Origin of the sequence: Arthrobacter sp. ISL-48, assembly GCF_018613805.1 — a bacterium.
Lineage (GTDB): Bacteria > Actinomycetota > Actinomycetes > Actinomycetales > Micrococcaceae > Arthrobacter.
This window is the reverse complement of the sequence record NZ_JAGGPL010000020.1, coordinates 83,831-91,184: the sequence shown is the minus strand read 5'-3', so window position 1 is coordinate 91,184 and position 7,354 is coordinate 83,831. Positions and strand designations below refer to the sequence as shown.

Genomic DNA, 7,354 nt, shown 5'->3' with positions numbered 1-7,354 from the left:
AACCGCTGCCTGGTCCGGGCCGACACCCTCCGAGATATCCGCCGTATTAGACGTCTTGGAGCTGTCAGGTGCAGGTGTGCCTGTGGCAGCGCCGCCACAGGCACTGAGTGCCAATACAACAGCGAGCCCTGCGGTTGCGGTCTGGACTTTGTTGATGCTCTTCATGGTGCTTCCCTTCAAGTGGTTTCAGCTGAAGTTGATCCGCTGAGATGGGGGCAGTCTGTGCAGAACCCTCCGTGCACATCCGTTGTTGCGAAGTGCCAGGCGGTGCTGGGGATGGTGCTCCATGCGGCTGTGATCAGGATCTCGTTTCCGCATCTAAGGCAATGCAACAGGGCGGATCGTTGATTGTCAACAATTGACGATAAATAAACCAACTATTCTTTGGTCTCTTCCTAGTTGCGAAAGAATCTCATAAAGAACTGTTGACAATCTACAATCAGCAGACCTAGAGTCAGAACAGCGGGCATCGGAGCCTGAATACCCGATGGACTCCGCAGGCGCAGACTTAAAGGAAGGCGGCAGGCCACATCTCCGGGCCTCCCGTTCAAGACCGAATGAAACGGACGAATCATGGCAGACTCCAACCGGCCGAAGTACATCTCTTTTGATATCTACGGCACTCTGATCAACTTCGACATCGATCCCACCACGCGTCGCCTGCTCGATGGCCGCATCTCAGAAGAGCAGTGGCCGGCCTTCAAGAAACAGTTCCGCGGGTACCGGTTCGACGAGGTTTGTGGCGACTACAAGCCCTACGAGGCGATCCTTCAGGATTCCTTTGACCGGGTGTGCAAGCGCTGGGGCATCGGACCGACCGAAGGTGCCGGCGCAGCGTTCGCTGACGCTGTACGCGGCTGGGTCGCCCACGAGGACGTACCGGCTCCGCTGAAGCTCATGGGCGACAACTACCAGCTCGTGGCTCTGTCCAACGCAGACACCAGCTTCCTGGACATCAGCATCCCCAAGCTCGGCGCAGACTTCCACGCCGTGTACACCGCTGAGCAGGCCCAGGCCTACAAGCCGCGCTACCAGGCCTTCGAGTACATGCTCGATACCCTGAACGCCAAGCCGGAGGACTTCCTGCACATCTCCTCGCACACCCGCTACGACATACATCCGATGCACGACATGGGCTTCCGCAACCTCTGGATGCTGGACCGTGGCTACGACCCCATTGGCCCGGGCTACGACCTCAACACTGCCAAGTCCCTGGACGAGATCAACAAGCACCTCGGTCTCTAAACCGACGTCGAGGCGAAAGGCCAAACCGTGAAACTCATTCCTTACTGGCTGGACACAGCCGAAGCATCCGGAGACTACCGGCAGACTCCGGTGCCCGAGAACGTCGACGTCGCCATCATCGGTGCCGGATTTACGGGGCTCTCCGCAGCCCTTGAATTTGCCAAGCAAGGCGCGAGCGTTGCCGTTTTCGAACGCCACACCGTGGGGTGGGGCGCATCGGGACGCAACGGGGGAATGGCGACCACCGGGTTGGCCATCAGCTTCAGCACCGCTGTGAAGCGCTACGGCGCCACGCGTGCCGTAGAGATGTTCCAGGAATACAACGACGCCATCGATACCATCGAAAAGCTCGTGCACGACAACGGCATCGACTGCGACTACAACCGCTTTGGAAAGCTCTCGCTGGCCTTCCACAAGTCCCACTATGAGGGCTTCCTGAAGTCGCAGGAGAAGCTGGCCAAACTGGCCGACCACCATGTGACCGTTATCCCCAAGTCCGAGATCCACAGCGAAATCGGCACGGACTTCTACCAGGGCGCGATGGTTGACCCGCTCGGGGCAGGCCTGCACGTGGGCAAGTTCGTGCATGGCCTCGCCGGAGTGGCTGTTGCCGCCGGAGCGGAAATCTGCGAGAACGCGGCAGTAACGGAGCTGAAGAAGGTCACCGGCACCGTGCACGACGTGCACACCACCCGGGGCATCACCAGGGCCAAGCAGGTCCTGGTCGCTACCAGCGGCTACACAAGTGGTGTCACGCCGTGGCTGCAGCGCCGCGTCATTCCGGTAGGCAGCTTCATCATTGTGACTGACCCGCTGCCCGAAGACGTGGTCAACCGCATCCTGCCGAACCGCCGCCAGGCCTCGGACAGCAAGATGCTGACCTACTACTTCCGGATCACGCCGGACAACCGTCTGTTGTTCGGTGGCCGGGCGCGTTTTGCGCTGTCCAGCCCGGACTCGGACGTCAAGAGCGCCGAGATCCTGCGTAAGGCCATGCTCGAGCTGTTCCCCTACCTGTCCAACGCCAAGGTGGACTACATCTGGGGCGGACTGGTGGACCTCTCCATGGACCAGATGGTTCATGCGGGCCAGCATGACGGCCTGTTCTACTCCCTCTGCTACAGCGGGCACGGCGTGCAGATGGCCGCACACATGGGCAAGAGGATGGCGCATTACATGGCCGGCGACAAGAGCGCGAACGTTTGGGAAGACCTGAAGAACCCGCCCGTGCCAGGCCACTTCGGTCCGCCCTGGTTCCTGCCCTTCATCGGCGCAGCAGCCAAAATCATCGACCGGATCAAGTAGCCGGCCGACTCAGCCAGTATGCCGAAACCAGCTGGTCAGCCGAATCAGGTGGACAGCTTCGAATCACTTAGACGTATCACCTAGACAAGGGATCACATGTCGCCATCAACATTCCTCGATGAGGCGCGCCCGGAAACAGCGGACGACCGGTCACAGTTTGCCAATCTCCCCGGGGGTGCCTTCTTCGAGGGGCAGTGGCAGACTGCTGGCCTGGACCTGGAGGTCCGGGACCCCCAGGACGGCCTCCTGCTGGGGCGGGTCTGCACATCTTCGCCCCAGGATGTCCGCCGGGCGATTGCACACATCCACCGTCATCTGCAGGCTGACGAATGGCCGTTGCGTGCCCGGCGGCAGGCGCTGGAGAGGGCGGTTGTGTTGCTGGGTGAGCAGTCTGAGCGCTTCGCCAACATCATCGCGGCCGAGAGCAGCAAGACCATCAGCGAGGCGGAACGCGAAGTTCGCCGCTGCATGGAGACCTTACGGCTCTCCGCTGCCGCGTCGAGCGAGCTGACGGGGGAGACGCTGGGGTTTGATGACAGCGTGGCCGGCGGGAGCAAGATTGGCTGGTACAGCCGGAAGCCAGTGGGGATTGTTGCGGCGATCACGCCGTTCAATGATCCGCTGAATCTGGTGGCACACAAACTGGGCCCCGCCCTCATCGGGGGTAACGGCGTCGTGCTCAAGCCTTCCACCCGGACTCCTTTGACGGGGCTTGCGTTCGTCAAGCTGCTGCTCGAGGCAGGCGTCCCTTCGGGTCGGATAGCGGCTGTCGTCACCGGACCGGGGGTCTCCGAAGCCCTGATCACCGATCACCGGATAGACCTGATTTCCTTCACGGGCGGCCCGGCCACGGCCGATCGTATCGCCGCGGCAGCGGGGGCGAAGAAGATCCTGTCCGAGTTGGGCGGGAACAACGCCACGATTGTCTGCGCCGACGCCCATCCTGAAAGAGCCGCCGCAGCAATTGTGGCCGGGGCCTTCGGGGTGGCAGGCCAGAACTGCCTGTCCGTGCAGCGGGTTTATGTCCACATTTCGCTGTTCGACCAGGTTCTGGAGCAGGTCACGGCCCGGACAAGGGCGCTGAAGACCGGGCCGAAGCTTGACCGGGCCACCGACGTCGGCCCCCTGATTTCCAAGCCGGAGGCTCGCCGGATTGAGGAATGGGTCGAAGAAGCCAAGGCAGCTGGCGCGACTGTCCATGCGGGAGGCCGGCGCCGGGGCGCCTTCTACGAGCCCACGGTGCTGACTGATGTTCCGGCGGATTGCCGCGTGATCCGGGAGGAAGTTTTCGGCCCAGTAGTCAGCATCCTGCCGTTCATCGAGGTTTCGGATGCCATCTACGCGGCGAACGACACAGAATACGGGCTCCAGGCAGGCGTCTTCACGCAATCCATCGATCTTGCCCTGGCCATTGCCGACAGGCTGCAGGTGGGGTCTGTGGTCATCAACGAGACAAGCGATGTCCGGATAGATTCCATGCCCTTTGGCGGGTTCAAGAAATCCGGCGTAGGCCGGGAAGGCGTGCAGTACGCCGTGCTTGAGATGACAGAACCCAAGAGCACCATTATCAACGTAGGAGAATCGGCACCAAGCTGGCAACCGCTGGCCCACTTGCCGGAGCGGAGGAAACCATGAGCGCGCACAGCATTGCGGTTATTGCCGGTGATGGCATAGGAAACGAAGTTGTCCCCGCGGCAATCGCCTGCCTCGAGCGGATTGCGGAACTCCATTCCCTGGAACTGGAGTTCACGTACTTCGACTGGGGCTCGGACTATTACGGCCGGCATGGCCGGATGATGCCCGTTGACGGGCTGGAGCAGCTGGCCAAGCATGACGCCATCTTCCTGGGCGCGGTGGGTTCGCCTGGGGTCCCTGATACCGAATCACTGTGGGGCCTGCTGATCCCGATCCGTCGTGAATTCCAGCAGTACATCAACCTGCGGCCGGTCAAAACGCTCGACGGCGTTACCTCGCCTCTTGCGGCCAAGCACCCGATTGACCTCCTCATCGTTCGGGAAAACAACGAAGGGGAATATTCGGAGGTCGGCGGCCGGATGTACCGTGGCCTGCCGCAGGAGAGTGCGGTCCAGGAGACCATCTTCACCAGGCTCGGCATTTCGCGTGCCGCCCACTACGCCGCCCGCCTCGCGTCTTCCCGCCGGGGGCACCTCACCTCCGCCACCAAGAGCAACGGCATAGTCCACACCATGCCGTTCTGGGACGAAATCGTCGAAGAATCGGTGCGCCAGTACCCGGATGTCGCCCTCACGAGCGAGCTCGTGGACGCCTTGGCGGCGCACCTCGTCCTTAAGCCTTGGACCTTCGATGTCATTGTGGCCTCAAACCTCTTCGGTGACATCCTGTCGGACCTTGGCAGCTCGGTCACAGGCTCCATCGGCCTGGCACCCAGCGCGAACCTGAACCCGGAACGTGACTTCCCGTCACTCTTTGAGCCGGTTCACGGCTCGGCTCCGGATATCGCCGGCAAGGGCCTGGCCAATCCTGTGGGACAGATTTGGTCGGGTGCCATGATGCTTGAGCACCTCGGCCACCCGGGGGCCGCCGCCCACCTTCAGTCAGCGTTCGAGTCGGCCCTGCGTGACGGTCATGGCACCCGCGACGTCGGGGGAACCTCGTCGACGTCGGAATTCACGGCAGCCGTCCTGTCCGCGATCGATGTCGTGGCCGCTCACCAGGCGGCGAGCGCCGCTACCTCGGTGTTATGACGGGTGCAGCCGAAAGCACGCGGCCCGTCGTCGCCGTCCTCTACCGGGAGGCATTGCCGCCCCGCCTGCCGGAAATTGAGGCCCTTGCAGAGGTCCGGCTGACCAAGGCTGACGGCCTCGCAGCGGCGATGGACGGTGCAGAGGTGCTGTACCAGTGGCATTCCTTCTCGCCCGCGCTGAAGGAGAACTGGAGTGCCGCGTCCACCTTGAAGTGGATTCACGTTTCGGCTGCGGGTGTGAGCCAGTTGCTGTTCGATGAATTGATCCGCAGCAACGTTGCCTATACGAACTCCCGCGGAGTGCTGAGCCGGTCCATCGCGGAGTTCACGCTCGGTTTTGTACTGGATATGGCCAAGGACGCCCAGGGGTCGCTCAGGCTGCAGCAGCATCAGCGCTGGCAGCACCGGGTCAGCCGCAAGATCCAGGGCCAACGCGCACTGGTGGTGGGCACAGGTTCCATCGGCCGCGAAGTCGCGAAACTGTTGAGCGCCGTGGGGATGGAGGTGGACGGTGCCGGCCGTACATGCCGGCCGGGGGATACTGATTTTGGTCAGATCCACTCCTCCCGGGAGTTGTCCGGCACCGTCCTTGCCTACGACTACGTCATTCTCGCCGCGCCGCTGACGGACGAAACCAGGGGGCTCGTCAACGCCGCAGTTCTTGCCGCAATGAAGCCCTCTGCATGTCTTATCAATGTGGGGCGGGGTGAACTTGTTGACACGGGGGCTTTGACTGGCGCGCTGACGTCAGGATCAATTGCCGGTGCCGCACTGGACGTGGTCCATCCAGAACCTTTGCCGGAAGGGCATCCGCTCTGGGGCATGGAGAACGTCATCATCACTCCGCATATGAGCGGCGATACCGAGGAATATCTTGATGATCTTGGCCGGCTCTTTGTAGACAACCTTAAGCGGTACTGCGGGAATGAACCGCTGGAGAACATCGTGGACAAAGACCTGGGCTTTGTCCCGGCTGCCCGAGCCCATCCGTGAAGCCAAGGAGCCACAAGATGTCCACCATTGCCAGGGCCTATCTCGCCACGTCGGCCACGTCCCCACTGGAGCCCGGCGTTATCGAACGTCGCGAGCCCGGTGAGTGCGAGGTACGTATCGCCATTGGATTTGTAGGGATCTGCCACTCCGACATCCACACCGCGAGAGGCGACTGGTCAGGGGTCAAATATCCGGTCGTCGTCGGGCATGAAATTGTCGGCGTTGTCGAGGCCGCCGGATCCAACGTGACGCGCCACGCGGTCGGTGACCGAGTGGGAGTCGGCTGCTTCGTGGATTCCTGCCGGAACTGCGAAAACTGCCTGGCAGGGGAGGAGCAGTATTGCCTGGCCGGATCAACAAGCACCTACAACTCCGTGGGCCGGGACGGTCTGCAGACCGCCGGCGGCTACAGCACGAGCATCGTTGTGGATGAGAACTATGTTCTGCGGATTCCTGACGGCATGTTGCTAGCTGCCGCCGCACCCCTGCTGTGTGCCGGCATCACGATGTACTCACCGCTGCGCAACTGGAACGCGGGACCGGGCAAGCGCGTGGCCATCATCGGCATGGGCGGCCTCGGCCACATGGGGGTCAAGATCGCAGCAGCCCTGGGCGCAGAGGTCACAGTCCTCAGCCAGTCCCTCAAGAAGCAGGAAGACGCGCTCCGCCTCGGCGCACAGCACTATTACGCCACGTCCGATCCTGCCACCTTCGAGATCCTTACATCCCGGTTCGATCTCATCATCAACACCGTTTCCGCCGATATCAACATTGACGAGTATCTTTCCCTGCTCGCTCTGGACGGCACGATGGTTCTCGTCGGGCTGCCTCCGAAGCCGCTGACGCATCGTGCATGGTCCCTCGTTGGATTCCGCCGCACCCTGGCCGGGTCCAAGATGGGCGGCATCCGGCAGACCCAGGAAATGCTCGACTTCTGTGCCGCCAACGGGCTGGGGGCCGAGGTGGAAATCATTCCGGCCAGCAAAATCAATGACGCCTATGAAAGGGTGCTAGCCAGTGATGTGCGGTACCGCTTTGTCATCGACGCAGGCACGTTCTGACCTCAGCCATTTCTGATCCAGTCAG

Annotated in this window: 6 protein-coding genes; all 6 read left to right on the top strand. The window is 62.0% G+C overall.

Going from position 1 to position 7,354, the window contains the following annotated elements:
* Positions 1-573 precede the first annotated feature (573 nt).
* A complete protein-coding gene (locus tag J7E83_RS17330; protein WP_214964738.1) occupies positions 574-1,245 on the top strand; it encodes a haloacid dehalogenase type II in 672 nt (223 codons plus the stop codon).
* 27 nt (positions 1,246-1,272) lie between these two features.
* Positions 1,273-2,550 carry an FAD-binding oxidoreductase gene (locus J7E83_RS17325; protein WP_214964737.1) on the top strand — a complete coding sequence of 426 codons (1,278 nt, stop codon included), beginning with the start codon at positions 1,273-1,275 and terminating at the stop codon, positions 2,548-2,550.
* Positions 2,551-2,646: 96 nt separating this feature from the next.
* The gene (locus J7E83_RS17320; protein ID WP_214964735.1) at positions 2,647-4,185 is read left to right on the top strand and encodes an aldehyde dehydrogenase family protein; all 1,539 of its coding nucleotides are present in this window, start codon (positions 2,647-2,649) and stop codon (positions 4,183-4,185) included.
* Positions 4,182-5,276: a tartrate dehydrogenase gene (locus tag J7E83_RS17315; RefSeq protein ID WP_214964733.1), complete on the top strand. Its 1,095-nt coding sequence runs from the start codon at positions 4,182-4,184 to the stop codon at positions 5,274-5,276. The genes J7E83_RS17320 and J7E83_RS17315 overlap by 4 nt, the downstream gene beginning before the upstream one ends.
* Positions 5,273-6,268, top strand: coding sequence for a D-2-hydroxyacid dehydrogenase (locus J7E83_RS17310; RefSeq protein WP_214964731.1), 996 nt, complete (start codon positions 5,273-5,275; stop codon positions 6,266-6,268). Before J7E83_RS17315 ends, J7E83_RS17310 begins: the two co-directional genes overlap by 4 nt.
* Before the next feature lie 17 nt (positions 6,269-6,285).
* Positions 6,286-7,329: an NAD(P)-dependent alcohol dehydrogenase gene (locus J7E83_RS17305; protein ID WP_214964729.1), complete on the top strand. Its 1,044-nt coding sequence runs from the start codon at positions 6,286-6,288 to the stop codon at positions 7,327-7,329.
* Positions 7,330-7,354 lie beyond the last annotated feature (25 nt).

Bases quoted from the DNA above. Each gene is read 5' to 3' on its own strand.
- J7E83_RS17305 (WP_214964729.1), top strand. From the start codon at position 6,286: ATGTCCACCATTGCCAGGGCCTATCTCGCCACGTCGGCCACGTCCCCA.
- J7E83_RS17310 (WP_214964731.1), top strand. From the start codon at position 5,273: ATGACGGGTGCAGCCGAAAGCACGCGGCCCGTCGTCGCCGTCCTCTAC.
- J7E83_RS17330 (WP_214964738.1), top strand. From the start codon at position 574: ATGGCAGACTCCAACCGGCCGAAGTACATCTCTTTTGATATCTACGGC.
- J7E83_RS17320 (WP_214964735.1), top strand. From the start codon at position 2,647: ATGTCGCCATCAACATTCCTCGATGAGGCGCGCCCGGAAACAGCGGAC.
- J7E83_RS17315 (WP_214964733.1), top strand. From the start codon at position 4,182: ATGAGCGCGCACAGCATTGCGGTTATTGCCGGTGATGGCATAGGAAAC.